The 24,393-nt window shown below is 63.2% G+C and carries 25 protein-coding genes; 19 read left to right on the top strand and 6 right to left on the bottom strand.

The features are described 5' to 3' along the window. Position 1: 1 nt before the first annotated feature. Both AOC05_RS16575 and AOC05_RS16580 read right to left on the bottom strand, forming a co-directional pair. Positions 2-964 carry a 1-phosphofructokinase family hexose kinase gene (locus AOC05_RS16575; RefSeq protein WP_062008477.1) on the bottom strand — a complete coding sequence of 321 codons (963 nt, stop codon included), beginning with the start codon at positions 962-964 and terminating at the stop codon, positions 2-4. After that, on the bottom strand, positions 961-1,749 hold the full coding sequence (locus AOC05_RS16580) for a DeoR/GlpR family DNA-binding transcription regulator (protein WP_062008479.1): 789 nt from the start codon (positions 1,747-1,749) through the stop codon (positions 961-963). Before AOC05_RS16580 ends, AOC05_RS16575 begins: the two co-directional genes overlap by 4 nt. A gap of 287 nt (positions 1,750-2,036) precedes the next feature. Here AOC05_RS16580 and AOC05_RS16585 point away from each other — a divergent pair, with 287 nt between their 5' ends. The 3 genes from AOC05_RS16585 (at position 2,037) to AOC05_RS16595 (ending at position 4,230) form a co-directional block, all read left to right on the top strand. Next, positions 2,037-2,678, top strand: coding sequence for an alpha/beta hydrolase (locus tag AOC05_RS16585; protein WP_062008481.1), 642 nt, complete (start codon positions 2,037-2,039; stop codon positions 2,676-2,678). Between the two features lie 105 nt (positions 2,679-2,783). Then, a complete protein-coding gene (locus tag AOC05_RS16590; RefSeq protein ID WP_062009944.1) occupies positions 2,784-3,233 on the top strand; it encodes a DUF2871 domain-containing protein in 450 nt (149 codons plus the stop codon). A 118-nt stretch (positions 3,234-3,351) separates the two neighbouring features. After that, positions 3,352-4,230: a hypothetical protein gene (locus AOC05_RS16595; RefSeq protein WP_230085412.1), complete on the top strand. Its 879-nt coding sequence runs from the start codon at positions 3,352-3,354 to the stop codon at positions 4,228-4,230. Here the strand turns inward: AOC05_RS16595 and AOC05_RS16600 are convergent. Beyond that, the gene (locus tag AOC05_RS16600) at positions 4,227-5,516 is read right to left on the bottom strand and encodes a DUF445 domain-containing protein (RefSeq protein ID WP_062008484.1); all 1,290 of its coding nucleotides are present in this window, start codon (positions 5,514-5,516) and stop codon (positions 4,227-4,229) included. The two genes, AOC05_RS16595 and AOC05_RS16600, sit on opposite strands and share 4 nt — an antisense overlap. A gap of 22 nt (positions 5,517-5,538) precedes the next feature. Between AOC05_RS16600 and AOC05_RS16605 the strand changes: the two genes are divergently transcribed. Genes AOC05_RS16605 through AOC05_RS16625 form a run of 5 tightly spaced genes read left to right on the top strand, consistent with a single transcriptional unit; the run spans position 5,539 to position 9,799 of the window. Then, positions 5,539-6,399 (top strand): glycerophosphodiester phosphodiesterase, encoded by an 861-nt coding sequence (locus AOC05_RS16605; RefSeq protein WP_062008486.1) that lies wholly within the window; start codon positions 5,539-5,541, stop codon positions 6,397-6,399. A gap of 28 nt (positions 6,400-6,427) precedes the next feature. After that, positions 6,428-8,314 carry a glycoside hydrolase family 15 protein gene (locus tag AOC05_RS16610; protein ID WP_082358044.1) on the top strand — a complete coding sequence of 629 codons (1,887 nt, stop codon included), beginning with the start codon at positions 6,428-6,430 and terminating at the stop codon, positions 8,312-8,314. Continuing rightward, the gene (locus AOC05_RS16615) at positions 8,311-8,709 is read left to right on the top strand and encodes a MauE/DoxX family redox-associated membrane protein (RefSeq protein ID WP_062008488.1); all 399 of its coding nucleotides are present in this window, start codon (positions 8,311-8,313) and stop codon (positions 8,707-8,709) included. The genes AOC05_RS16610 and AOC05_RS16615 overlap by 4 nt, the downstream gene beginning before the upstream one ends. Next, on the top strand, positions 8,706-9,491 hold the full coding sequence (locus AOC05_RS16620; RefSeq protein WP_062008490.1) for an AzlC family ABC transporter permease: 786 nt from the start codon (positions 8,706-8,708) through the stop codon (positions 9,489-9,491). Before AOC05_RS16615 ends, AOC05_RS16620 begins: the two co-directional genes overlap by 4 nt. Next, positions 9,488-9,799: an AzlD domain-containing protein gene (locus tag AOC05_RS16625; protein WP_062008493.1), complete on the top strand. Its 312-nt coding sequence runs from the start codon at positions 9,488-9,490 to the stop codon at positions 9,797-9,799. The genes AOC05_RS16620 and AOC05_RS16625 overlap by 4 nt, the downstream gene beginning before the upstream one ends. Here the strand turns inward: AOC05_RS16625 and AOC05_RS16630 are convergent. Beyond that, positions 9,782-10,414 carry a DUF5684 domain-containing protein gene (locus AOC05_RS16630; RefSeq protein WP_062008495.1) on the bottom strand — a complete coding sequence of 211 codons (633 nt, stop codon included), beginning with the start codon at positions 10,412-10,414 and terminating at the stop codon, positions 9,782-9,784. The genes AOC05_RS16625 and AOC05_RS16630 overlap by 18 nt on opposite strands. Positions 10,415-10,531: 117 nt before the next feature. Here AOC05_RS16630 and AOC05_RS16635 point away from each other — a divergent pair, with 117 nt between their 5' ends. From AOC05_RS16635 to AOC05_RS16645, 4 genes are all read left to right on the top strand, one after another. Continuing rightward, on the top strand, positions 10,532-10,864 hold the full coding sequence (locus tag AOC05_RS16635; RefSeq protein WP_062008497.1) for a thiamine-binding protein: 333 nt from the start codon (positions 10,532-10,534) through the stop codon (positions 10,862-10,864). Positions 10,865-10,933: 69 nt separating this feature from the next. Continuing rightward, positions 10,934-11,377, top strand: coding sequence for an O-methyltransferase (locus AOC05_RS16640; RefSeq protein WP_062008499.1), 444 nt, complete (start codon positions 10,934-10,936; stop codon positions 11,375-11,377). 21 nt (positions 11,378-11,398) lie between these two features. Continuing rightward, positions 11,399-11,731, top strand: a complete 333-nt coding sequence (locus AOC05_RS19585; RefSeq protein WP_154604774.1) for a hypothetical protein — start codon at positions 11,399-11,401, stop codon at positions 11,729-11,731. After that, complete coding sequence (locus AOC05_RS16645; RefSeq protein WP_062008501.1) at positions 11,731-12,585, top strand: spermidine synthase; 855 nt, start codon at positions 11,731-11,733, stop codon at positions 12,583-12,585. Before AOC05_RS19585 ends, AOC05_RS16645 begins: the two co-directional genes overlap by 1 nt. On the opposite strand, the gene AOC05_RS16650 is transcribed toward AOC05_RS16645, so the two are convergent. Continuing rightward, complete coding sequence (locus tag AOC05_RS16650; RefSeq protein WP_062008503.1) at positions 12,569-14,008, bottom strand: amino acid permease; 1,440 nt, start codon at positions 14,006-14,008, stop codon at positions 12,569-12,571. The two genes, AOC05_RS16645 and AOC05_RS16650, sit on opposite strands and share 17 nt — an antisense overlap. 235 nt (positions 14,009-14,243) lie before the next feature. Between AOC05_RS16650 and AOC05_RS16655 the strand changes: the two genes are divergently transcribed. From AOC05_RS16655 to fmdA, 7 genes are all read left to right on the top strand, one after another. After that, the gene (locus AOC05_RS16655; RefSeq protein WP_062008505.1) at positions 14,244-15,038 is read left to right on the top strand and encodes an IclR family transcriptional regulator; all 795 of its coding nucleotides are present in this window, start codon (positions 14,244-14,246) and stop codon (positions 15,036-15,038) included. 241 nt (positions 15,039-15,279) lie between these two features. Further along, positions 15,280-16,851, top strand: a complete 1,572-nt coding sequence (gene hutH / locus AOC05_RS16660) for a histidine ammonia-lyase (RefSeq protein WP_062008507.1) — start codon at positions 15,280-15,282, stop codon at positions 16,849-16,851. A 96-nt stretch (positions 16,852-16,947) separates the two neighbouring features. Further along, complete coding sequence (locus tag AOC05_RS16665) at positions 16,948-18,699, top strand: ABC transporter ATP-binding protein (RefSeq protein ID WP_197277847.1); 1,752 nt, start codon at positions 16,948-16,950, stop codon at positions 18,697-18,699. Then, positions 18,699-20,729: an ABC transporter ATP-binding protein gene (locus AOC05_RS16670; RefSeq protein WP_062008509.1), complete on the top strand. Its 2,031-nt coding sequence runs from the start codon at positions 18,699-18,701 to the stop codon at positions 20,727-20,729. The genes AOC05_RS16665 and AOC05_RS16670 overlap by 1 nt, the downstream gene beginning before the upstream one ends. Before the next feature lie 152 nt (positions 20,730-20,881). Then, positions 20,882-21,532, top strand: a complete 651-nt coding sequence (locus AOC05_RS16675; protein ID WP_222440153.1) for an AmiS/UreI family transporter — start codon at positions 20,882-20,884, stop codon at positions 21,530-21,532. A gap of 11 nt (positions 21,533-21,543) precedes the next feature. Further along, positions 21,544-21,828, top strand: coding sequence for an FmdB family zinc ribbon protein (locus AOC05_RS16680; RefSeq protein ID WP_062008512.1), 285 nt, complete (start codon positions 21,544-21,546; stop codon positions 21,826-21,828). 57 nt (positions 21,829-21,885) lie between these two features. Beyond that, positions 21,886-23,142: a formamidase gene (gene fmdA / locus AOC05_RS16685; protein WP_062008514.1), complete on the top strand. Its 1,257-nt coding sequence runs from the start codon at positions 21,886-21,888 to the stop codon at positions 23,140-23,142. A gap of 31 nt (positions 23,143-23,173) precedes the next feature. Here fmdA and hutG read toward each other — a convergent pair whose 3' ends face one another. Continuing rightward, positions 23,174-24,133 carry a formimidoylglutamase gene (gene hutG, locus AOC05_RS16690; RefSeq protein ID WP_062009949.1) on the bottom strand — a complete coding sequence of 320 codons (960 nt, stop codon included), beginning with the start codon at positions 24,131-24,133 and terminating at the stop codon, positions 23,174-23,176. Positions 24,134-24,393: the final 260 nt, after the last annotated feature.

The raw sequence follows: 24,393 nt of genomic DNA on the forward strand, positions 1-24,393 counted from the left end.
GTCAGCTTTCCTTATCGGGAGCCAGTGCCGTCACTTCGACGGCGGAGGGGTTGGTTTGGTGTAGGGCAGGAACCAGGGTTCCGGGGAGGGAAGCGGCGGCTGCCCCATGGGCCACTGCTTGCTTTAGGCAGGCTTCGGGGCCATCGCCGCGAAGTGTGCTCAACAAATATCCGGCCAGGGCGCTGTCGCCCGCGCCGACGGTACTCTTAGCAGCAATGACCGGCGCCTTGGCCAGCCATCTGCCGGCCGTTGAAACCAGCACGGCACCCTTGGCGCCAAGGGTGGCCAGCACGGCGCCAACTCCCTGGTCAACCAGGGACTGTGCCGCGCTCGCAGCCAGTGCCGGATCGGCTTCCAGGGACGCGCCGTCGCCCATCCCGCTCAGTTCCGCCAGTTCTTCGGCGTTGGGCTTGAGCAGATCCGGTGCACCGGCCACGGTGGCGGCTAGGGGAGTGCCCGAGGAATCTACCGCAATCCGGGGGGCCGCGGCGCCGTAGCGTGTGCGGACAGCGGAGATCACCTGGGCGTAGAAGTCGGCGGGCGCCCCCGGCGGGAGAGAGCCCGCCAGCACCAGCCAGGAGGCGCCGTCGGACTTGGCGACGGCCAGCTCAAGTAGGCCGACAAGCTGCGCGGCGGACAGGGTGGGGCCGGGCTCGTTGACCTTGGTGGTGGTCCCGTCGGGCTCAGTGATGGCCACGTTGCTGCGCAGGGTCGCACCGATGGGGAGGGAGAGGTGGGGGATGCTCTCCAGCTCAAGGGCCCGAACGACGGCGTCGCTGGGATCCCCGGGAAGCAGGGCCAGCGCGTCAAACTCGGATGCGGCAAGGGCCCGCACAATGTTCACACCCTTGCCGCCGGGGTGCTCGGAGGCGGCCACGGCGCGCTGGACCTCCCCGCGCTCAAGCGGGCCGGCCAGCGCAATGGTCAGGTCCAGACTGGGGTTTGGGGTCAGCGTGAGAATCATGCGAGCACCACCTCGACTCCGGCAGCCGTCAGGGCCGCGGCAAGGTCCGGGCTTGGTTCGGTGGTGGTGATCAAGGTGTCGACCTCCTCGAGGGTGGCAAAGCGAACAAGGGTTTCAGCTCCGAGCTTGGAAGCGTCCGCCAGGATGACCACCTGGCGGGCTGCGCGGACCATCGCGGTTTTCGTAGCCGCTTCCACAGGGTCCGGGGTACTCAGGCCAAACTCGGAATGGATCCCGTTGGTGCCGATGAAGGCGATGTCCGGGCGCAGTCCGCTGAGTTGTTCCGTAGCGCGGGCCCCCACCACGGCGCTTGTAAGGCCGCGGACGCGGCCGCCCAGGATGTCGATCAACAGCTGCGTGTTCTCGCTCAGGGAGCTGGCGATGGGTAGCGAGTTGGTGATGGCTAGCAGTTCGTTTCCTTGGCTGGCAGGGGCCCAAGTGAGCAATTGCGCGGCGAGTGCCCCCGTGGTGGTCCCCGAGTCCAGCAGGATGGAAACCGTCTGCGTTTGGGGGATCAAGGCCATGGCTGCCAAGGCAATCCGCGCCTTTTCATCCAGCCGTTGTGTTTGGCGAACGCTGAGGCTGGGTTCGGAGCGGCTGAGCCGGTCTAGTGCCACCGCGCCGCCGTGGACTCGGCGCAGGATGCGCTCATCTTCCAGGGTGGCCAGGTCGCGGCGGACGGTTTCCTGGGTAATTGAAAACAAATCCGCTAGGTCGTTGACAGCCACACGGCCCTTTACGCCGACGAGTTCGGCGATGCGCCGGTGCCGTTCCTCCGCAAACATACTGTTCCCTTGGTCGATAGTCATCGCGTGATTGACATCACATGATGTTGTTTTAGATGACTTTATCTGTGTTTATCTGCGTTTGTCAAGAGCTATCAACCCAAGGACAAACACAAACACAAACACAGACTCAGATTTCTGCGGCGACACCGAAAACGGGTTATTTTGCGTCATTTCGCCGAAAACGGCGCCAGCCCGCGAGAGCGGGGTATCTTGTCGGTGCGTTCGCGAGTTGCCCCCGTTTTCACGGCGGGGGGGATGCCCGTGGGCGTGCGTAGTCTTGAGCCATGGAAACTGTGCTCTGGTCCAGGCCCGACGGCGAGCGGGCCGGCACGCCGCTGCTGCTGATGCTGCATGGCTACGGCTCGAATGAAACCCGCATGGGGGAGTTGTTCGCGCGGATGCCCAACGGGTTCACCTGTGCTGCGCCCCGGGCGCCGCTGAAAATGGACGGCGACTACGGCTGGTTCCTGCTGGACTACTTCCTGGCCAATGACTTTGCCGAGGTGGTGGGCACGGCCTCAACCCTGCTGGCGTGGCTGGACACCGCCACCGCCAGGCACCGGTTCAGTTCGGTGTCGGTGCTCGGCTTTTCCCAGGGCATGGCCTTGGCCACCACGTTGCTGCGCCTGCGCCCCGAGGCGTTCACGGCAGGGGTGGGGCTCTCCGGGTTCGTGCTGCACAATGAGTTGCTAGGTGCCATGGAACCAATCAGCAGCAAAATCCCGTTCTACTGGGCCAGGGACACTGCAGACTTCGTCATCAATCCCGACGCCACCGCGTTCACTGCTGAATGGCTGCGGTCCAACACTGATGTGAGCGAGGCCCACTACCGGGGGCTGGGCCACGCCATCGGTGCGGCGGAACTCAGCGATGTGGCAGCGTTCCTGACCGGGCACGTACCGGGTTCCTTCGTGCCTCGGACGTAGAAACGGAGGGGCTATGAGTCATCCAAAAGGTTGATGGATGCCGCCGTGCCCGACTTTAAACTGAAGGCAAAGGCCTGTTCACGGCCCATCAGCAAAGGACTCCACATGAAGAAGCTCTTTTATTCAGCGTTCGCCTACATGGTCATCGGCGTTCTTTCCGGCCTGTTTTACCGCGAATTCACCAAGGGCAAGGATTTTCACGGCTTCACCCAGCTTTCAGTTGTCCACACCCACCTGCTGACCCTCGGGTTCATAGTGCTGTTGATCGTGTTAATCCTAGAAAAGCTGTTCACACTCTCCAAATCCCGTCTGTTCAACTGGTTCTTCTGGACCTACAACGTGGGCTTGGTCCTGACCGCGGCCATCATGGTGTGGCACGGCATCCTTCAAGTCGACGGCGTCACCGAGGTTTCCGGCGCCATCCCCGGAATCGCGGGTCTGGGACACATCCTGCTTTCCGTCGGCATGGTGCTGCTGTTCATGGCCCTGCGTACCCGCCTGTTTGGGACCGCCGTCAAGCACGACGACGGCACGCCCGCCACGATCGCGCGGTAACCTCCCAGCCGCGTACGGGCTGCGAAATCGGTTCGCCCCGCTCTGGCCGTTGGAAAGCATGGGAGTTGCTGCAAGAATTGGCAGTTAGCCTTGAGGTACAGATACGGCAGGAGAGTTGATGGCACGCAAGGATCTAAAAAATGTTGGGCTGGCGCCCGGGACCGGCTTTGCCAAGAAGGACGGGCGGGCCAATCAGGCGGTGCAAATTGCTGCCGGGGCGGCCTTTGACGAACGTGGCCGGCCCAAGCCAGTAGTTCACGGCGTGCTACTCAAGGCCGTGGAGGTCCAGCGCCCGCTGGTGCTGGCAAATTTGCGGCGGCTGCGCAGGCGCCATCCGCACGCCACCGCTTTCGAACTGGGCCAGAGGCTGGAGCGGGACTATTTGTCCGGCGTCGGAACCGGGGGCGCGGCGATTGGCGCCACCGCCATCATTCCCGGCATCGGCACCGTCGTCGCCCTGTCGATTTCCGCGGCGGCCACCGTGGTGTTTTTGGAGGCGACTGCCCTATACGCCCAATCCATTGCCGAATTGCACGGTGTCCGGTTGCAGGACCCAGAGGCCGCCCAGGTCACCGTCATGGCCGTCATCTTAGGTGATGAAGGCATCGCGATGTTGCAGGGGCTGACCGGCCACGCGCTGGGCAACGGTACAACGCCCCTGCAAACGTGGGGCAAAACTGCGGGCAAGAGCATGCCGCTGGCGGCCCTCAGAAGCATTGCCGGCCCCATGCAAAAGAAGTTCCTGCGCAAGGTGGCAACTAGGGGCAGTGCCTCCGTCGTGGGCAAAGCCCTGCCGTTTGGCATTGGCGCAGCAGTTGGCGGGGTGGGCAACTACATGATGGGCCGGGCCGTGATCGCCTCGGCCAGCAGGGCCTTCGGACCGGCACCCATGATGATTCCAGCGGAGCTTCTGGCAGAACTCGACACTCCGCGCAAACCAAAGACGCTCCAAGCCCCGAAACTGGCGAAGCAGAAGAAAGCGGTTCGTCGAGGCTAGTGGAACACCAGCGTTGCGATCGTGAAGATGGCAAGCCCGGCCAAGGAACCTACCACCGTGCCGTTGATGCGGATGAATTGCAGGTCCTTGCCTACCTGAAGCTCGATCTTCTGGCTTGTCTCCGCAGCATCCCAGCGTTCAACAGTGTCGGTGATGAGCGAGGTGATCTCGTGCTTATAGGTGCCCACCAGGTAGGCGGCGGCGTTGGCGATCCACTGGTTGGCCTTGGCCGCCAGCTCTGGGTCGGTGACAAGCTTGGTGCCGAAATCCTGCACGGCGGCGGCAAACTTGCGGCGCAGTTCCGAGTCCGGGTCCTCCACGGCCTGGCTGAGCGCCGATTTGACTGCAGCCCAGGCGCTTCCGGCTAGTTCACGAACCTCGGGGTCGCCAAGGACCTGGCCTTTGATGGACTCCGCCTTGGCGATCATGGCCGGATCGTGCTGCAACTCCTGAGCCAGCTCCTTGAGATATTCATCGAGCTTGCGACGGACCTCGTGATGCGGGTCGTTCTGCACGGCACGGGCAAACTTGTAAAATTCGGTGTAGATCTTGTCCCCGACCAGGCCGTCGACAAATTGCGGCACCCAGCCCGGGGAACGTTGTGAGACAAGCCCGCTGATGGTTTCGTGGTTGGCTTGGATCCAGGTCGTGGAGCGGTCAACGAGCAGGTCCACAAGGGCGTGGTGGTGGCCGTCGGCAAAGATCCGCTCGGCCAGCTTTCCGATGGGCGGGCCCCACGGCGGATCAACCACATGCTTGCGCACCAGGGATTCGATCACGTCCTGGACGTCGTCGTCGTTGAGGACTGCCATGGCGCCGCGCAGCACGGCCGCACCCTCGGTGGCCACGCGGTGGGCGCTTTCAGGCTTGGCCAGCCACGCCCCCGCCTTCTGGGCGATCTCGGTGGTGGCTAGTTTCTGGGACACAACGGCTTCGGAAAGAAAGTTACTTTCCACAAACTCGGCCAGGGAGGCACCAATCTCATCCTTGCGGTTAGGGATGATGGCCGTGTGGGGGATTTTCAATCCCATGGGGTGTTTGAACAGGGCGGTGACGGCAAACCAGTCGGCAAGGGCGCCCACCATGCCGCCCTCGGCAGCCGCACGGACGTAGGCAAGCCACGGGTACCGCGGCGCGAACGCGAACGCGAAGCAAAAGACAACCGCCATGAAAAGCAGCAACCCCAGCGCAATGTTCTTCATGCGCCGCAGCGCCGCCGCCTTTTCGACGTCGGAATTTGATGAGGCTGCGGTACCAGCCGGGCCAAGTAGTTCTGTCTGCGCCATAACGTAAGCGTAGCGTGGTGCCATGAGCGTAAAAGTCTTCGCCCACCGTGGCGCTAGTGCGTACTTTGCCGAACACACCCGGGCCGCCTATTTACAGGCCCTGGCCGACGGCGCCGATGGGGTCGAGTGCGACCTGCACCTGAGCGCGGATGGGGAGCTGGTGCTGCTTCACGACGACGACGTTGACAGGACCTCCAACGGTACCGGCTTCGTTTCGGCGCTGACGCTTGCCCAACTGCGGGCTTTGGATTTCAGCTCCTGGAAGGGTGCGGTGATCCCGCCTCTGTTCGGCGGAACAGCGGAGCAACTGCTCACGTTGGATGAATTGCTGGAGATTCTCGCCCAGGCGGGACGGTCCGTGGACCTCGCCATCGAGTTTAAGTATGGGGCTGTCTTTGACACACGGTTGGTGGACGCCACCCTTGAAAGGTTGCGGCTCCACGGGTGGTCACCGGAGCAGTCAATGGCGGGGGCCGTGCGGGTTTCCTTCATGAGTTTCCACCCGAAGGCGCTGAAGTACCTGGCCCAAAAAGTCCCTGCACAGTTCCTTTGCCAGTTGCTGGAGGAGGTTAAGGACGTTCAGGAAACACTCGGCGGCGCCCCTGGCGGCGCTCCCACCACGGCGTCCCTGCTGCGCCGGGCCATGGCGGAAGGGGAAAGGCTGGTGGATTCCGGCGTCGCCAGCATCGCCGGACCTGGTGTGGACTACCTGTACGCCCATCCGGAGAACGCCGCGCGCTGGCTTGGCGCCGGGCGTAGCTTCCGGGTCTGGACGGTGGACACCGAGGAGAACTTGGCCCTGTGCCAAGCGCTTGGTGTCACCGAGGTGACAAGCAACAGGCCCGCTGAAATTAGGGCGTTGTTGGACCGTATTTCGCACTGATCCAGTCCCGGTGTGGTTGCATGGAGTCATGGCATCCCGTATTGAGGACTATGCACTGCTGTCGGATCTGCACACCGGTGCGCTGATTGGCTGCGACGGCAGCCTTGACTGGCTGTGCTTTCCACGCTTCGACTCGCCGTCGGTCTTCACCGCCCTCCTTGGCACCGAACGCAACGGCCGGTGGCTCATGGCCCCCGCCGATCCAGGCGCCCGCATTCTTAGCAGGTCATACCGCGGCAGTACTTTTGTGCTGGAAACGGTGTGGGAAACCGGCTCGGGCACGGTGAAGGTTGTCGAGTTCATGCCTGTGGGGGAACGATGCTCAACCTTGGTACGGCGCATCGTGGGTGTTACCGGCAGTGTGGACATGGCTCAGGAAATTATCATCCGGCCCGGTTACGGCAAGGTCTTGCCTTGGGTTCGGAGGGTGAAGGACGCCGCCGGCACCCACGCCATTGTGGCAGTTGCCGGACCGGATGCCATCGTGCTGCGCGGGGACCAGTTGCCTCAGGCGATCGACCACAAGCACGGGGGAACCTTTACGGTTGAAGCCGGTGACACCGTTGACCAGGAACTGAGCTGGTATGCCTCGCACAGGCCCATTCCAGCCCCCCTCGACATTGACACTGAACTGGCAGCGACGGTGGCGTATTGGGAAGACTGGGCCTCCCAATGCAGCCGGGATGGCAAGTATGCGCCCATGGTGGAACGCTCGCTGTTGGTGCTGCGCGCGCTGACTCACGACGACACCGGCGGCATCGTGGCGGCGCCCACCACGTCGCTGCCGGAGGATTTTGGTGGCGCACGCAACTGGGACTACAGGTATTGCTGGCTGCGTGATGCGGCCTTGACGCTTGAGGCCATGCTCACGCACGGTTACGAAAATGAGGCGTTGAAATGGCGGAACTGGCTGCTTCGCGCCGTTGCCGGGGACCCCGAGGACCTGCAGATCGTCTATGGGCTGAGCGGTGAACGCGAGCTGACCGAAGGCGTTCTGGAACACCTTCGGGGGTATGAGGGCTCCCTTCCTGTCCGGATCGGCAATGGGGCAGTGGGCCAATACCAGGCGGACGTGGTGGGCGAGGTGATGGTGGCCCTGGAGAAGCTGCGGCTGGCCGGCGGGAAGGAAGACCATTTCTCCTGGCCTTTGCAGTTGGCCATGCTGAAGTTTGTGGAACGCCATTTGACGCAAAAGGATCACGGCATTTGGGAGATGCGCGGGGATGTGCAGTACTTTACACATTCGCGTGTGATGATGTGGGCCGCGTTTGACTGCGGCGTCCGGGCCGTCCGGAACCACAAGCTGAAGGGGCGGGCGGCGCACTGGGAAAAGATCCGGGACAGGCTCCGAACTGAAATTCTTGCGCACGGCTTCAACAAGGAACGCAACACGTTCACACAAACGTACGGCGGCACCGCCACCGATGCGTCCTTGCTGGTCATTCCGCAGGTGGGATTCGTGGCCTATGACTCCCCCGAAATGATGGGGACGGTGGCAGCCATGGAAGCGGAGCTGGTGGACAGCCACGGGCTGATTCTGCGCTACCAGAGCGCCTCGGGGCTTGACGGCTTGTCGCCGGGCGAGCACCCCTTCTTGGCCTGCTCCTTCTGGCTTGTGGAACAGTACGCCCACACCGGGCGTCGCGAGGAGGCGGTTGCCTTGATGGACAAGCTGACAGGGCTTGCCAACGATTTGGGTCTGCTCAGTGAGGAATATTCCATGGAGGATGCCCGAATGGTAGGAAACTATCCGCAGGCGTTCTCCCATCTGGCACTCGTGCGGGCAGCTGATGCCCTGCACGGCACTGAGGCGTTGAGCCTGTCAGCCGAAGCTGCCGGCGCCGAAGCTGCCGACGCCGAGCGGGCGGAGGCGTCTTCAACGCTGCCCCAGCCGCATGAAAGTATGGGGACATGAACCCGAAAACAGTAAGCGTTATTGGCCTGGCCGTGTTGATGGGGGCCAGTGCCGTCAACCATGTGCGTAACCCCAGGTTTTACTACGCCGTGGTTCCGCCGTCCCTGTGCACCGACAAGGGTGGGGGGTTTGGTGTGATGACCCGCCGCCAGTGGGTGCTGGCCTCAGCCGTGCCGGAGGTGCTGGGCGCCGTCGGGCTGCTGGTCCCGGCAACTCGCAAGGCTGCGGCAACCGCCACGGCGCTGATGTTCGCAGGGTTTACAGCGGGCCACGTGTCGGCCCTGCGCCGCGCCTTCGGGCCCAATGGGACGCCTCAGGCCAGGCGGGTGCACGTGCTGCGCCTGCCGTTGCAGCTTCCCCTCGTCGCGTGGGCATGGAGCGCACGCAAGGCATGAGATTGCAGGACTCACCGGCGGCCAAGATCGGCGCCTCGATCGCCATTGCCACAGGCCTGTACGGGGTGTCCTTCGGTGCGCTGTCAGTCGCCTCCGGGCTGACCTTTTGGCAGACCATGGTGCTGAGCCTGCTGCTCTTTAGTGGCGGTTCGCAGTTCGCCTTCATTGGCGTGATCGCCGGTGGCGGCTCGGGCGTGGCAGCCATGAGCGCTTCTGCATTGCTGGGCATTCGCAACGGCGTCTACGGCATGCAACTGAACGCACTCCTACGTCCCACCGGCTGGCGGCGTTTTGCCGCTGCCCACTTGACCATTGACGAATCCACTGCCACAGCCACGGGCCAGAGCGACCCCGCCGAACAAAAGCGCGGCTTCTGGGTGTCCGGAGTCGGAATTTTTGTTTTCTGGAACATCATGACTGCGGTGGGTGCCTACATCGGCGACGCTCTCGGAGATCCCAAACAGTGGGGCCTGGATGGGGCCGCCGTGGCAGCCTTCCTGGGCTTGCTGTGGCCACGCATCAAGGCATTCCAGCCGGCCGCGATCGCCGTCGCGTGCGCCGTGGTGACACTGCTGGCCATGCCTTTGGTGCCGCCGGGTGTGCCCATCCTGGTGGCGGCAGTGGTGGCAGGGCTGATCGGCTGGTTCCGGCACAATCCCGATCCCGGCCACGACGGCCACGGCCTGGAGGCCGACATTGAACCGTATCCGGACGACGCCGGTACGCACCTTCCGCGGACACCTCACGGCGGCGGGCGCCAAGGGGAAGGGGAACGCTCATGAGCCTTTGGTTGTGGTTGTTGGTGTCAGTGGTGCTGGCTTACGCCACAAAACTCTTGGGGTATTTGGTTCCGGCTAGGGTGCTGGCGAATCCGCGGATGTCACACGTGGCAGGAACCCTGACCATCGGGCTGCTGGCCTCACTCACGGTGGTAAATGCGGCAGCCAGTGGCACCGCCGTCGTACTGGATGCCAGGATTGGCGCCCTGGTGGCGGCAGCGATTGCACTCTGGCTCAAGGCACCATTTTTGGTGGTGGTCCTGGTCGGTGCCGCTGCCGCCGCCGGGCTGCGGCTACTGGGTTGGCCCTGATCCGTACGGGTTCTGCTTGGGGTCCTGGGTGTTGGGATCCTGCGGCTGACCGTAAGCCTGCTGGGCAGGCACCTGCGCGGCATACGTCGGCGCACCGTACTGCTGGGTTGCGCCGGGCTGGCCCGGGAACTGCTGGCCGTAATGCTGGGCGTACATCTTCTGCTCGGCGCTCATGTAAGACGGGCCACGGTACTGTGCTTCGCCGTAGGAGAGCATGCTGGCAAATACCACCGGGATGAAGACCAGTCCAACAGTATAGGCGGCGTCCTTGCCGAACGACTTGGAGATGTCGTTGAGCGTGCAAACGGCCCAGTAGATTCCGGCGTAGGGAATGAACTGAAGCCAGAAGTGGGATTCCGGGCGGCCGGCAATCTTGACCAACATCCACTGGCTGTAGAACGGCACAAAGGCCTTCCACTTGGCGTGGCCCGCTTTTTTGAAAACGCCGGCCCACATGATCCCGGTGACCACAAAGGCCACGGCGATCATCAGGAAGTAAAAGAAAAGCAGACCGATGATCAGGCGGGCGGTGTAGGCCGGGTCCGTAGTGGTGTCACTGTAGTAGTAGTAGTCATCCGCCGTGGGGCGGGGAAGCGCAAGTAGGGAGGCAATCATAGTTGAACCCTATAGTGATGGATTGCCCAGGAACAATGGGCACAAGTGCCCATTATGTGGTGATGCGAGGCGACAGGATCGATAATGGAATCCAGACGACCCCCTAAGGAGAACCCCATGATTGTGGCATTTTCAGTGGCGCCCAGCGGCACCCCCAGCGACATTGCCGCGGGAACAAGCGACGACGCCTCCGTGCACACGGCGGTGGCCGCGGCAGTGAAAGTGGTGCGGGACTCGGGCCTGCCCAACCGCACCAGCTCCATGTTCACCGAGATTGAGGGCGACTGGGACGAGGTCATGGACGTTATCAAGCGCGCCACCGAGGCCGTGGGACATTACGGTTCACGAGTGTCCCTGGTCCTCAAAGCAGACATTCGGCCCGGGCACACAGGCGAGATCGACGGGAAGATCGAACGCCTGGAAGGCGCGCTGGAATCACTGGGGGAGTAGCCGGCGGCGCCCATTATTTCTCCACAACCGGGCCTGTTGGCGACGGCCAATCAGGCTTACGCTAAGACCATGGGTGAACACCAGAGCCGGCCCGGCTGGACCGAAGTGGCGCCCAACGCGGGCAAGCTGCTGATGCTGCTGGCCCGAATTCAGGGCGCCCGGCGGGTGCTGGAGATTGGCACACTGGCTGGCTTCAGCGCCCTTTGGTTGGCCAGAGGCCTGCCCACCCTCCTGGGCGGTGAGACCTACGACTTTGTCTTCATCGACGCGGACAAGGGCAACAATGTGAACTATCTGAAGTGGGCGCTGAAACTATCCCGGCCCGGCAGCGGCATCGTCATGGACAACGTCATTTGGGAAGGGACCATCCTTTCGCCGGAGCGCGATCCCGACGCCGCTGCCATCCGGGCCACCCTGGAGTTCATGGGAGCCAGCGATTCGCTGGACGCCACCGCCGTCCAAACGGCCGGTTCCAAGGGCTGGGACGGGTTTGCGATCGCCGTCGTGCTCTAACCACTGGACTACTCTGGGACAGTGACTATTTCGCTGCGCCCCGCCGCCCTTGACGACGCCGAAGTGATTCCCGTCCCGGTGATGTGGAGATTTTCCGTCAAGCCCTGTCCGCTGGGAGTATTCCCGCTCTGGCATACGACGACGGCGGCCTTGTCGGCTGTGCCGGGCGGGCGCTGCTTGACGCCGTCTCCGGAAGGAGCAGGCCTCCGGCCTCTGGTGCTGCAGGAAAATCCCCGAGCCCAGGCGTTCTCTGCCAGGAACGGCTTCGCCTTTGATGGCACCCACAAGGTGATGAATGAGGAATGGCACCGCCTTCCCGAGGTCCGCATGGTCCGCGCGGCGGTGGGTGCCTGATGGGGCGCCAACGCCCGTCCAAGAGTGCGGCACCCGAACCGGATGCCGCCGTCAAGGGTCCCGTGGCCGGGAAGTACCAGACCGACACAGGGATGGCCGAGCTGGTCCCCGATGGGGACAACCCCAATGGCTGGCTACTCCTGCTCAACGGGGTGCAAAGTTCCCACGTTGACCTGGCCGACCCGCTGCGCCTGGACTTTGAATACATGCGCTGGATCATGGCACTGGTGGCGGACCGGTGGGGGGCCGGGGAGAAGCTGCGCACTCTCAGCCTCGGCGGCGCCGCGTGTTCCATGCCCCGCTACCTGGTGGCGGCGTACCCGAATTCCCGCAACGTTGTGGTGGAGATCGACGGAAAGCTGGCCAACTTGGTCCGTGACTGGTTTGAGCTGCCCCGCGCCCCCTTGCTGAAGATCAGGGTCGGCGAGGCGCGCGAGGTGACCGAAACGCTTACGGAAGCCAGCCGGGACCTGGTCATTCGCGACGTCTTTTCCGGCGCGAAGACACCGCACGCGCTGACCACTGCGGAGTTCACTGAGGCGACCAAAAAAGTCCTGGCCGTGGACGGCGTCTATGTCCTGAACTGTGGTGATTCGCCAGCCTTGGCAACGGCCCGGCGCGAGGCAGCCACGATTGCCGCGGCCTTCACCTACACGGCGATCATTGCCGACCCGCCCATGCTCAAGGGCCGCCGATCGGGCAACATCATCATCGCCGGCAGTGACGCACCCCTGGGCGTGGGCGGGGGCCTGCCCCGCGCGCTCCTGGGCGGCGCCATGCCAGCACAGCTCTGGGATGATGCCAAGGTTCGCCAATTCGGCCAAAGCGCCCTGATCCTCACCGACGCGGAATAGCAGCCTCCCTCTCAACCACGGCGGCAGGTGCGCTTTCATCGACCAGAACTGCCCGGCGTCGTCCATCACCGCGCACCCACAGCCGAAACGCCAGCACCAGTAGCACCAGCCAGGCTCCGCCAACCCACAGGGCTACGCGGGTGTCGGGGAACGCACCTAAAAGCACCACGATGGCGGCCATGAACACCACCGTCAGGGCTGAGCCAGCGGGCCATAGCGGGACCGGGAAGGCTGAGGGGCTCAGGGAGTCTCGGGCGATTTCACGCTTCATGGCAATGTGCGAGACCAGGATCATCACCCACACCCAGACCGTGGCGAACGTGGCGATCGAGGCGATGACCAAGAACACCTCTTCGGGCATGAGTGCGTTGAGCACCACGCCCACCAGCAGCACACCCGTCATCATCATCACCGTCATCCAGGGCACACCAGCACGTGAAATCTTGCCGAACACGGCTGGGGCATGGCCCTGCTGGGACAGGCCGAAAAGGATGCGGCCCGCCCCGAAAATATCGCTGTTGACCGCCGACAAGGCGGCGGTGATGACCACGGCATTCAGGATGTGACCGGCCGCGGGGATGCCCAGGGAGGAGAAGATCTGCACAAAGGGGCTGGTCTGCCCGGTGATCGAATTCCACGGCACCAGACTCATGAGCACGCCGATGGTCAGCACGTAAAACAGCAGGATCCTTACGGGCACCGTGTTCACGGCCTGCGGGATGGACTTGGCCGGGTTGGCGGCCTCCCCGGCCGTCACCCCGATGGTCTCGATCCCGCCGAAGGCAAACATGACCACGGCGAACGCCGCCAGCAACCCGCCCCAGCCGTTGGGCAGGAAGCCGCCGTTTGAAACCAGGTTTCCCAGGCCGGGTGCGGTTTGTGCGGCTTCCATGTGGAAACCAAACGCGATGATGATCACCCCGCCGGCGATCATAGCGATGATGGCCGCCACCTTGATCAGCGAGAACCAGAACTCAAGCTCACCAAAGACCTTGACGCTGAGCAGGTTCAGGGCAGCAAGGAAAAAGATGATGGCCAGCACCCAGACCCAGCGGGGGACGTCGTGGAACCAGAAACCCATGTAGATGCTGAACGCCGTGACGTCAGCGATGGCGACAATGGCCATTTCAAAAACATAAGTCCAGCCGGTGATGAACCCCGCCAGCGGACCCAGGTAGCGGCCGGCGTACTGGCCGAAGGAACCCGAGACGGGGTGGCGGACCGCCATCTCGCCCAGCGCCCGCATCACCATGAATACGGCGGCGCCGGCAACGATGTACGCCAACAGTACGGCCGGGCCGGCCTTCTGGATGGCAGTGGCTGAGCCGTAGAACAAGCCGGTGCCGATGGCGGACCCCAGGGCCATGAACCGGATGTGGCGGGCGTTGAGTCCACGAGTGAGGGAGAAGCCTGCGGTCTGCATGGAAAAAACCTTTGGGGTTGGGGCTTGGCGGTCCAGGAGTGAGCTCCAGCACATCACGCCCCAGGATGCGGTGATGGCCCTCACTAACCATTGCTGTCTTGGTTTGGGGATCGGCCAAAGACAGCCCTAATCTGGGATTGGAGACTCCATTATTCTACAATGGTGTCGAGGTATCTGTGACTTCGGTAAGGGTGGAGACTGCAGACTTGTCGATGTGCCATCTAGTGAGGGAGTCATGACGAACACGGAACGGGTACCATCCAAGGTTCCGGCGGCGGACAATACCTTGCGGATTCTGAAACTTCTTTCGGCCAAGCGAGGCCCCCTGGCGGCCTCCACCATCGCCACCTCGCTGGGTCTGCCCCGCTCCAGCGTCTACCACCTGCTGGGAGTCATGGAAGCTAGTGGATTTGTCATGCACCTGCATGAGGAGCAGCGCTACGGGCTGGGCATTGCCGCGTTTGAGCTCAGCAGCGCCTATTCGCGTCAGGAGCCGCTGTCTCGCCTGGGCCGCCCCCTGCTGGCGTCGCTGGTGGACAAGATTGGTGAGAGCTCCCACCTGGCCGTGCTGCACGGGCGCGATGTGTTGTACATCGTGGAGGAGCGCGCCAAGCACCGCCCGTCCCTAGTGACCGAAGTCGGCGTCCGCCTTCCCAGCCACCTCACCGCGAGCGGGCGGGCCATTTTGGCGGCACTTCCCAAGTCGCAGGTCCGGGCCCTGTACCCCAACGCCGCGGCGTTCTCCTCCCGCACCGAGGTGGCCGAGCCCATCGGCAAATACTCGACCCTGTCAGCCCATCTTGATCAGGTCCGCCAGCGCGGCTACTCGACCGAACACGGTGAGGTCACCGACGGTTTTGGCTCCGTGGCTGCCGCAGTGAGGGACCACTTGGGCTGGCCCGTGGCCGCCGTAGCCGTTACGTTTTTGGAGGACAAGGTGCCGGTTTCCCAATGGCCTGCCCTCGCCCAACGCGTCACCAAGGTGGCAGACGAGCTGTCGCTGCGCATTTACGGCCGCCGCGAAGGGTAGTTGCCGGCGTTCCGGGGGCCGTTGTGGTGATCCGCCCATGGCCGGCCTCCGGCGCATCACCACAACGCCCCCCGGACTGGGGCGGCATGTCCAGTGCGGCGGCGGATCACCACAACAACCCCGCGTCCCGCCGCTGCGGCGAGTCTGAAATCCCGGACACATTGCTTGAGAAGTGGCAGATTTCCGCACCGCAAAGCGGAATAGTGGCAACCAAGCCCTCCCGCAACGCAAAGGATCCACCATGACCACCGTCGTACTCTCTTCCTCAGGCGTCACACCAGAGGACGTCATCGCCGTGGCCCGCCACGACGCGAAGGTAACCATCAGTGCAGAAGCGCTGGCCGGCGTCGAGCGCGTGCGGGCGCACATTGAAAAGCTGGCGCACTCCGACACCCCGGCCTATGGCATCTCCACGGGCTTCGGCGCCCTGGCCAACCGGCACATTCACGAGGACATGCGCACGCAATTGCAGAAATCGCTCATCCGCAGCCACTCCGCCGGCATGGGTCCGGCCGTGGAACGCGAGGTGGTGCGCGCCCTGATGTTCCTACGCGCCAAGACCCTCGCTTCGGGACGAACCGGCGTGCGGCCCGTCGTCGTGGCGACCATGGTCGAGGTGCTCAACGCCGGCATCACCCCCGTGGTCCGCGAATTCGGCTCGCTTGGCTGCTCCGGGGACCTCGCGCCGCTCTCGCATTGCGCCCTGGTGCTCATGGGCGAAGGCGAGGCCACCGGGCCTGACGGCACGCACTTTGGCGGCAAGGGGGAGCGGCCGGTTGCCGAACTGCTCGCCGAGGCCGGCATTACGCCGATCGAGCTCGCGGAGAAAGAGGGCCTGGCCCTGGTCAACGGCACCGACGGCATGCTCGGCATGCTCTTGATGGCCATCGCCGACCTGCGCCTGCTGCTCACGACCGCGGACATCACCGCCGCGCTGAGTGTCGAGGGTCTGCTGGGCACCGACCAGGTATTCGTGCCGGAGCTGCACATGGACCTGCGTCCGCACCCCGGCCAGGCACTCAGTGCAGATAATATGTTGCGTGTGCTCGCCAACTCGCCGATTGTGGCCTCCCACCGCGTGGGCGACTCCCGTGTGCAGGACGCGTACTCGCTGCGTTGCGCCCCGCAGGTGGCCGGCGCCGCGCGTGACACCGTGGACCATGCGCTGATGGTCGCCACCCGCGAGCTCGCCGCCTCGATCGACAACCCCGTGGTGCTGCCCGACGGCCGGGTCTCCTCCAACGGCAACTTCCACGGTGCCCCGGTGGCGTATGTGCTGGACTTTTTGGCGATCGTCGCAGCCGACGTCGCATCGATCGCCGAGCGCCGCACCGACCGCATGCTTGACCCCGCCCGAAGCCACGGACTGCCCGCCTTCCTGGCCGGGGACCCCGGCGTTGACTCCGGGCTCATGATCGCCCAGTACACGCAGGCCGGGCTCGTCTCCGACTCCAAGCGCCTGGCCGTCCCCGCCTCCGTTGACTCCATCCCCAGCTCCGCCATGCAGGAGGACCACGTCTCCATGGGCTGGCATGCCGCCCGCAAGCTGCGCCGCTCCGTGGAAAACCTGCGCCGCGTGCTCGCTATCGAGCTCGTCACGGCCACCCGAGCCATCGACATGCGCACGGAAATGTCCGACGGCGAACTTGTCCCGGGGCCTGCCGGTGCGGCCGTGATTGAGGTGCTTCGGGCGACGGTGCCGGGCCCGGGGGCCGACCGCTTTCTGTCCCCTGAGCTGGAGGAGGCTGACCGCCTGGTGGGTTCCGGGGCCATCCGTGCAGCCGCAGAGAAGGCCACCGGCCCGCTGAACTAAGCAGCACGGTGGCCGTCCTGCTCCGGAGCCGCCGTCGGTCATTGCCATGCGAGCACTACCGGGTGTTTAATGTTGGGTACCTCGAAATTCAAATGTATGTTCGATTGGGATGCCTTCGTGAAACTCTTCCGCCTGGCCGTCCGCCACGCAAAACCATATTGGGTATGGGTTGTGGCCGTCCTTGTGTTGCAGCTGATCTCCACCATCGCCGCGCTGTACCTGCCCAGCCTGAACGCCCAGATCATTGACCAAGGCATCTCCAAGGGCGACACCGACTTCATCTGGTCAACCGGCATGACCATGATCATTGTCTGCTTCATCCAGGTGGCTGCGGCGATCGGTGGCATATATTTTGGCGCCCGCGCGGCCATGGCCATCGGCCGGGATCTGCGCCGCGAGGTGTATTACCGGGTCAACGCCCTCGGCGCCCTGGATGTGAGCCGCTTCGGCACGGCCACGCTGATTACCCGCAACACCAATGACGTCCAGCAGGTGCAGATGCTGGTGCTGATGGCGCTGAACTTCATGGTCTCAACGCCCATCATGTGCATAGGCGGGATCGTCATGGCCCTGCGCGAAGACGTGGGGCTGTCCTGGCTGCTTTGGGTGTCTGTGCCACTGCTGTTCATCGTGGTGGGATTCCTCGTGGTGAAGCTGCTGCCGCTGTTCCGCGAAATGCAGGACCGAATCGACACCGTCAACGGGGTCTTACGCGAGCAGATCACCGGCATCAGGGTCATCCGCGCCTTTGTCCGCGAGAAGTTCGAGTCCGAGCGCTACCGTGAAGCCAACCTGAATCTGACCCGTGTCTCCGTTCGGGTGGGCAACTCGTTCGTGCTCATGTTCCCGGCCATCATGATGATCCTGCATCTGGCCACCGCCGCCGTACTTTGGTTTGGCGGGCACCGGGTCGACGCCGGGCAAATGCAGATCGGCTCGCTCACAGCATTCCTGCAGTACCTCCTGCAGATCCTTGTCGCCGTCATGATGGGTGTCTTCATGGTCATGATGATCCCGCGAGCCGCGATCTCCGCCGAGCGACTCGATGACGTCCTCACCGCAGAGCCCAGCCTCGCCGTACCAACGCACCGGGAACTGCCGGTGAGCCACGCAGTCGAATTTTCAGCCGTTTCCTTCGGATATCCCGGTGCCGAGCGCCCCGTCCTGAACAACGTCAGCTTCACCGCCGAGGCGGGAAAGACGACGGCGATCGTTGGCTCCACCGGTTCCGGCAAGTCGACGCTGCTGAACCTCATACCGCGCCTGTTTGATCCGCTGGACGGTTCCGTGCGCATTGGCGGTGTCGATGTCAGCGAGCTCAGCCGAAAGCAGATGGCAGGCCTCGTGGGTCTGGTCCCGCAGAAGCCGTACCTGTTCTCCGGCACGGTGGCCTCGAACCTGAAGTTTGGCCGGCCCGACGCGGACGACGACGATCTGTGGCATGCGCTGACCGTGGCACAGGCCAAGGACTTTGTGGAAGAAAAGCCCAAAAAGTTGGCCACGCCCATCGCCCAGGGCGGCACCAACGTCTCCGGCGGGCAACGGCAGCGGCTGTGCATTGCCCGTGCGCTCGCAGCCCGTCCGCGGATCTACCTCTTCGACGATTCCTTCTCGGCGCTCGATGTTGCCACCGACCAGCGGCTGCGCGAATCCCTGCATGGCGCCACCACCGGGGCCACGGTCATCATCGTGGCCCAACGTATCTCCACCATTCGGGAGGCCGACCACATTATCGTGCTCGACGGCGGCGAAATAGTCGGCACAGGGACCCACGACCAACTCCTTGCGAGCAACGAAACCTACCGTGAAATTGTGCAATCGCAGCTGAGCATTGAGGGGGTGGCCTGATGGCGCGCAAGGACAAGGGCGCGAAGTCCTCACTGCAGGCGCCGGAGATCGACGCCATTGAAGAGGAACTCATCCCCGAGTACAAGCCCAGCGAGGCTGACGGCGACATGTTTGGCGGGACGCCAGCAAAGAAGGCAGAGCACTTCTGGCCGTCGGTGCAGCGGCTCGTGGGGCTGCTGCGCCCGGAACGGGGCATGTTCTCGGTGGTCATTGCCCTCGTGTCGGCCTCGGTGGTGTTGACCGTGATTGCCCCGAAGGTCCTGGGGCAGGCCATGGATGTCATCTTCAACGGCGTGATTGGTTCACAGCTGCCGGCCGGGGTCCCGCTGGAGTCGATCATCGCGGGCATGCGGGCAGAGGGCAACAACCAAATGGCCTATATGCTCGCCAAGACCAACCTGGCGCCCGGTGCCGGCATCGACTTTGCCCAGCTCAGCCAGCTCATCATCTTTGTGCTGGCACTGTACATGGTGGCCTCAACGCTGATGTGGCTGCAGGGCTACCTGCTCAACGCCCTCGTCATGCGCGTGGTGTTCCGCCTGCGCGAGGACATTGAACGAAAGCTCAACCGGCTTCCGTTAGGGTACTTCGACACCCGCCAGCGCGGGGATCTGATGTCGCGGGTGACGAACGACGTCGATAATATCCAGTCCGCCCTGCAGCAGGGGTTCTCGCAGCTGGTGCAATCCGCACTGACGGTTCTTGGCATTGGCATCATGATGTTCATCGTGTCGTGGCAGTTGGCGTTGATCGCACTTATTGCGCTGCCGCTGTCGGCCATCATCGCCGGGGTGATCGGCACGCGCTCGCAGAAGCTGTTCGCCGCGCAGTGGAAGCACACAGGCTCTCTCAACGGGCACATTGAGGAGACGTTCTCCGGGCTTGAACTGGTCCGCGCCTACGGCCGCGATTCGGAAATGCTGGCCGAATTTGACGAGCGCAACGAGCACCTGTTCAAGGCCTCTTTCGGGGCACAGTTTGTCTCCGGAATGATCATGCCCGCCATGCAGTTCGTCTCCTACCTCTCCTACGTGCTGGTCGCCGTCGTGGGCGGCCTCCGTGTGGCAACCGGGGGGATGACGCTCGGCGACGCCACCGCGTTCATCCAGTACTCGCGCGAGTTCTCTCAGCCCATTGGCGAGATGGCCGGCATTGCCAACCTGATCCAGTCCGGCGTGGCCTCGGCGGAGCGGACCTTTGAGATTCTCGACGCGCAAGAGCAGGAAGCGGAGGAGGATTCCGAGCTCCTGCCCGGGCGGACGGACGGGCATGTGCGCTTTGAGAACGTCTCGTTCAGCTACTCGCCGGACATGCCACTGATCCGCGACGTTTCCTTCACGGTAGAGCCGGGGCAGACGGTGGCGATCGTGGGCCCCACGGGCGCAGGCAAGACCACGCTGGTCAACTTGGTCATGCGCTTCTACGAGCTCACCGGCGGGCGGATCATGCTCGACGGCGTGGACACCCGCGAGCTGTCCCGCGAGCAGGTGCGCGCCCAGGTGGGCATGGTGCTCCAGGATGCGTGGTTGTTTGAGGGCACCATCCGGGAGAACATCCGCTACGGGCGCCTGGACGCCACGGACGAGGAGATAGTTGCCGCGGCCGAAGCTACCATGGTGGACAGGTTTGTCCGAAAGTTGCCCGACGGCTACGACACCGTCATTGACGCCGACGGCGGCACCGTCTCCGCCGGGGAACGCCAGTTGCTCACGATCGCCCGGGCGTTCATCGCCCAGCCGTCGCTGCTGATCCTGGACGAGGCCACGTCCTCGGTTGACACCCGTACCGAGCTGCTGGTCCAACACGCCATGGCTGCGCTGCGCACGGACCGGACCTCCTTCGTCATTGCGCACCGGCTCTCCACTATCCGCGACGCCCACACCATCTTGGTCATGGCGGACGGCGACATTGTCGAACAAGGCAACCATACGCAGTTGCTGGCCCGACGCGGCGCCTATTACGCGCTGTATATGACCCAATTCCAGGGCGGGCACGAACTGGAGGGCGAGGTCGCCGCCGAGTTGCACTAACCAGCGGGCAACGGGCAATTCGAAACTTAGGTATTGGCAAAACCTAACGAATCCTGCCAATACAGTTAAACTAACAAGATTACCCTTGACCGTGCTCATGTCCTGGCGCTATTGTCAATTCTAATAGCTGGCGGAAGAATTTTCGCACCGCCATGAAAATAATTATCCCGCCTCTGACGAAGGGATTTTTGGTGAGTAGTGTCGGTTTGTTGTACGTCGGTGCCGTCCTTTTCATTAATGGGCTCATGCTCCTGGGGAAAATTCCGGGAAAATCGGCCGCCGTTCTGAACTTTTTCGTCGGAGCCATGCAGATTGTCTTTCCGACCATCATCTTAGCCCAAGCAAACGGCGATCCAGCCGTTATTCTAGGCGCTTCCGGCCTTTACCTCTTTGGGTTCACGTACCTGTATGTAGGTTTCAACCAAGTGTTTGAACTGTCGGGCGAAGGGTTAGGCTGGTTCTCACTCTTTGTCGCCATCACCGCAGTGGTGATGGGAATTGTGCAATTTACGCAGACCAACGATCCGGTGTTTGGTGTTATCTGGTTTGTATGGGCTATTTTGTGGACACTCTTCTTCCTTTTGCTGGGCCTGGGTATGCAATCCTTGAATGATTTCACTGGGTGGTTTACCATCTTCGTGGCCTTTTTGACGGGAACCATTCCAGCATTGATGTTGTTGACTGGAAATTATGTGAGCACGGCCCGAGAAGCAATCTGGCTGGTGGTATTGGCTGCCGTCGCTATAGGTGCTTCATTTGCCTTGTCCACAAAATACCGTGCATCCCAGCCAATTACGGTGTGATAGGAAAAACAATGCCCCTCTATGCCTTTCGCTGCCCTAACGGAACCGAATTTGAGTCGAGCTTTGCCATGGCAGAAGTGCCGGATGCGGCGCCGTGCCCCGACTGCAACGCGCCGGCGCGTCGACAGATGAGTTCCGCGCGCCTGTCGATTGCCAATAGCGCCGAGTTCAAGCTCATCGATGCCACCAAGCGCAGCGCCCACGAACCACAACTTGTCTCTGGCCGAACCGGTGCGTCGAAGAAGGCCACCCGCTACACGGGCAATCCGCTGCACCAAAAGCTTCCCCGCCCTTAGCTGGTGCGGGGAATCAATGTATTCCCACAAATTGAACGTCGTCAAAGGAGAAACACCATGCCAGAAGTGATCTTCCGCCTCGATTCGAACAAGAAGTTCAAAGATCAGGAAACTCTCGGCCACAACCGATGGCACCCTGAGATCCCACCCGTTGCCACCGTCAAACCCGGTGATGTTTTCCGGGTGGATTGCCGCGAGTGGTTTGATGGGGCAATCAAGAATGATGACTCCGCCCAGGATATTCTTCAGGCACCCTTGCTGACGGTGCACACCTTGTCCGGACCCTTTGGTGTGGAAGGTGCCAGACCCGGTGACCTGTTGGTGGTGGACATTCTTGATGTGGGTCCCATTCCGCAGGAAGATTCCGGTCCGCTTGCCGGGCAGGGCTGGGGCTATACGGGCATTTTCGCCAAAAACAATGGCGGTAGTTTTTTGACGGACCAGTTCCCCGATGCCTACAAAGCCATTTGGGATTTTACCGGCCAAGTTGCCACCTCCCGGCACGTACCTGGGGTTGCTTTTGAGGGCCTCATCCACCCAGGATTGATGGGCACCGCGCCCTCGGCTGCGCTGCTGGCAAAGTGGAACAAGCGTGAAGGTGATTTGATTGCCACCGATCCGCTTAGGGTCCCGCCGCTGGCACTGCCGCCTGAAGCGGAGCACGCGGTTCTTGGGGGGCTTCCTGCCGATCAATGGGCGCGGGTTGGCTCCGAGGCCGCACGAACAGCCCCGCCTCGGGAAAACGGCGGAAACCAGGACATCAAGAACCTCTCCAAAGGCACCCGCATCTTTTACCCCGTGTTTGTTGACGGCGCCAACTTCTCCGTCGGAGATCTACACTTCTCCCAGGGCGACGGTGAGATCACCTTCTGCGGCGGCATCGAAATGGGCGGATTCATTGATCTGCGGGTCGACATCATCCGCGGGGGCATGGAAACGTACGGTGTGAGCGAGAACGCCATCTTTATGCCAGGCCGGGTGGAGCCACAGTTCAGTGAGTGGCTGGCGTTCTCGGGAACCTCCGTGACTCTTGATGGCGAGCAGCGCTACCTTGATTCGCATCTGTCCTACCAGCGCGCCTGCCTGCACGCGATCGACTATCTGGCCAAGTTCGGTTACGCGCCGGAGCAGGCTTACCTGCTCCTTGGTGCGGCGCCGGTGGAGGGCCGGCTCTCCGGCGTGGTGGACATCCCGAACTCGTGTTCAACGATCTACTTGCCGACGGCGATGTTTGATTTTGATATCCGACCGTCAGCCAGTGGCCCGCACCAGATCGATCCAGGGATAGGGGCGCCGCGGGCCGATAATGCTTGAGGAACCTCTAACGTACGGTGCTTGCGGGCACCTACCGCAGCAGCGTGTCGATGAGCCGGGCCGCCACTTTGGCGGTCCGGCCGTCGACGTCAAACGCCGGGTTCAGCTCAGCCACGTCAAAGTGGAACAGCTTTCCGCTTGCGGCGACCTGCCGGCACACGGCGGCGATGACCGGCAACGGCACCCCATATGCAGCGGGGGCGCTTACCCCGGGTGCCACGGCGGCGGGGAGCACGTCCAGGTCGATCGTGAGGTACGCAATGTCCACGGTCTCCAGGAACGCTTGCACAAAACCGGCCGTCCGCTCCGGCGAGCAGTCTTCATCCAGCAGATACTTCACATCCAACTTATGGGCAGTGTCGAACAGGGCCCGGGTGTTATTGGGTTCGCTGATGCCGACGACGGCGTAATTGAGTGCGCGGTCCGCGGCGGCTTCGGCGTGGGCCATCTGTAGAAACGGCGTCCCGGAGCTGGGGGCGGGGGCGTCACGTAAGTCAAAGTGGGCGTCAAGGTTCAGCACGCCAAGCCGGGCGCCGTTCGCCACGGCGGCCGTGCCTGCCACGCCCAGGTAGCTGGCGAAGGCAGTCTCGTGTCCTCCGCCCAAGACGAAGGTGAGGTATCCGGCGTCGAGCAGGGAGGAAAGTGCGGCACCGGCGCGAGCCTGCCCGTCCTCCAACAAGTCGCCGGAAACCACAACGTCGCCCACATCGGTGACCGCCCGGGAGCCGTGAAAGGCCAGGGAGCCAAGGGCGGCCCGGATGGCGGTGGGGGCCGCTGCGGCACCCACCCTGCCCTTGTTGCGCAATACCCCCGCGTCGGAGGCAAAGCCGAGCATGGCAGCCTGGACTGGCGCTTCGGGGCTGGAATCATTCACCCCGACCGCCGGGGTACCCACAGCCTGCCACCACCGCCGGTGAGCCGGCCCGTCGCCGTCGTTCCTTCCGGTCCAGGGCTGGGCGGGGGCGTCAACGGCAAGCTGCGTAAAGTCCATGCCCCCAGCAAACCGCACTGCACCCGCGAATGCCAGCCCGAGTGCCAGCATGTGTCCGGGGTCGCAGATTTCACTCTGGGGGGACTGGCCGCGCCCATTCCAGCTCCGTTGCGCAAGCCTCCACGCCACTTCTTCCGCGAGAACGGGGCCAACCTGCGAGAACGGGGGAACTTTCCCCCGTTCTCGCAGGTTGCCCCCGTTCCCGGTGAATTCAGGCGCAGGGAGAACGGATTGCCAGTCCGCCAGATGGTGATCTCCGG

It is taken from the genome of Arthrobacter alpinus, from assembly GCF_001294625.1.
Classification (GTDB): domain Bacteria; phylum Actinomycetota; class Actinomycetes; order Actinomycetales; family Micrococcaceae; genus Specibacter; species Specibacter alpinus_A.

Coding starts and splice junctions, on each gene's coding strand:
- hutG (WP_062009949.1), bottom strand. CDS start 24,133: ATGGACTTTACGCAGCTTGCCGTTGACGCCCCCGCCCAGCCCTGGACC.
- AOC05_RS16585 (WP_062008481.1), top strand. CDS start 2,037: ATGGAAACTGTGCTCTGGTCCAGGCCCGACGGCGAGCGGGCCGGCACG.
- AOC05_RS16645 (WP_062008501.1), top strand. CDS start 11,731: ATGGGGCGCCAACGCCCGTCCAAGAGTGCGGCACCCGAACCGGATGCC.
- AOC05_RS16650 (WP_062008503.1), bottom strand. CDS start 14,008: ATGCAGACCGCAGGCTTCTCCCTCACTCGTGGACTCAACGCCCGCCAC.
- AOC05_RS16665 (WP_197277847.1), top strand. CDS start 16,948: ATGTTCGATTGGGATGCCTTCGTGAAACTCTTCCGCCTGGCCGTCCGC.
- AOC05_RS16625 (WP_062008493.1), top strand. CDS start 9,488: ATGAGCCTTTGGTTGTGGTTGTTGGTGTCAGTGGTGCTGGCTTACGCC.
- hutH (WP_062008507.1), top strand. CDS start 15,280: ATGACCACCGTCGTACTCTCTTCCTCAGGCGTCACACCAGAGGACGTC.
- AOC05_RS16595 (WP_230085412.1), top strand. CDS start 3,352: ATGGCACGCAAGGATCTAAAAAATGTTGGGCTGGCGCCCGGGACCGGC.
- fmdA (WP_062008514.1), top strand. CDS start 21,886: ATGCCAGAAGTGATCTTCCGCCTCGATTCGAACAAGAAGTTCAAAGAT.
- AOC05_RS16610 (WP_082358044.1), top strand. CDS start 6,428: ATGGCATCCCGTATTGAGGACTATGCACTGCTGTCGGATCTGCACACC.
- AOC05_RS16615 (WP_062008488.1), top strand. CDS start 8,311: ATGAACCCGAAAACAGTAAGCGTTATTGGCCTGGCCGTGTTGATGGGG.
- AOC05_RS16635 (WP_062008497.1), top strand. CDS start 10,532: ATGATTGTGGCATTTTCAGTGGCGCCCAGCGGCACCCCCAGCGACATT.
- AOC05_RS16680 (WP_062008512.1), top strand. CDS start 21,544: ATGCCCCTCTATGCCTTTCGCTGCCCTAACGGAACCGAATTTGAGTCG.
- AOC05_RS16580 (WP_062008479.1), bottom strand. CDS start 1,749: ATGTTTGCGGAGGAACGGCACCGGCGCATCGCCGAACTCGTCGGCGTA.
- AOC05_RS16620 (WP_062008490.1), top strand. CDS start 8,706: ATGAGATTGCAGGACTCACCGGCGGCCAAGATCGGCGCCTCGATCGCC.
- AOC05_RS16675 (WP_222440153.1), top strand. CDS start 20,882: ATGAAAATAATTATCCCGCCTCTGACGAAGGGATTTTTGGTGAGTAGT.
- AOC05_RS16630 (WP_062008495.1), bottom strand. CDS start 10,414: ATGATTGCCTCCCTACTTGCGCTTCCCCGCCCCACGGCGGATGACTAC.
- AOC05_RS16575 (WP_062008477.1), bottom strand. CDS start 964: ATGATTCTCACGCTGACCCCAAACCCCAGTCTGGACCTGACCATTGCG.
- AOC05_RS16605 (WP_062008486.1), top strand. CDS start 5,539: ATGAGCGTAAAAGTCTTCGCCCACCGTGGCGCTAGTGCGTACTTTGCC.
- AOC05_RS16640 (WP_062008499.1), top strand. CDS start 10,934: ATGGGTGAACACCAGAGCCGGCCCGGCTGGACCGAAGTGGCGCCCAAC.
- AOC05_RS16670 (WP_062008509.1), top strand. CDS start 18,699: ATGGCGCGCAAGGACAAGGGCGCGAAGTCCTCACTGCAGGCGCCGGAG.
- AOC05_RS16590 (WP_062009944.1), top strand. CDS start 2,784: ATGAAGAAGCTCTTTTATTCAGCGTTCGCCTACATGGTCATCGGCGTT.
- AOC05_RS16600 (WP_062008484.1), bottom strand. CDS start 5,516: ATGGCGCAGACAGAACTACTTGGCCCGGCTGGTACCGCAGCCTCATCA.
- AOC05_RS16655 (WP_062008505.1), top strand. CDS start 14,244: ATGACGAACACGGAACGGGTACCATCCAAGGTTCCGGCGGCGGACAAT.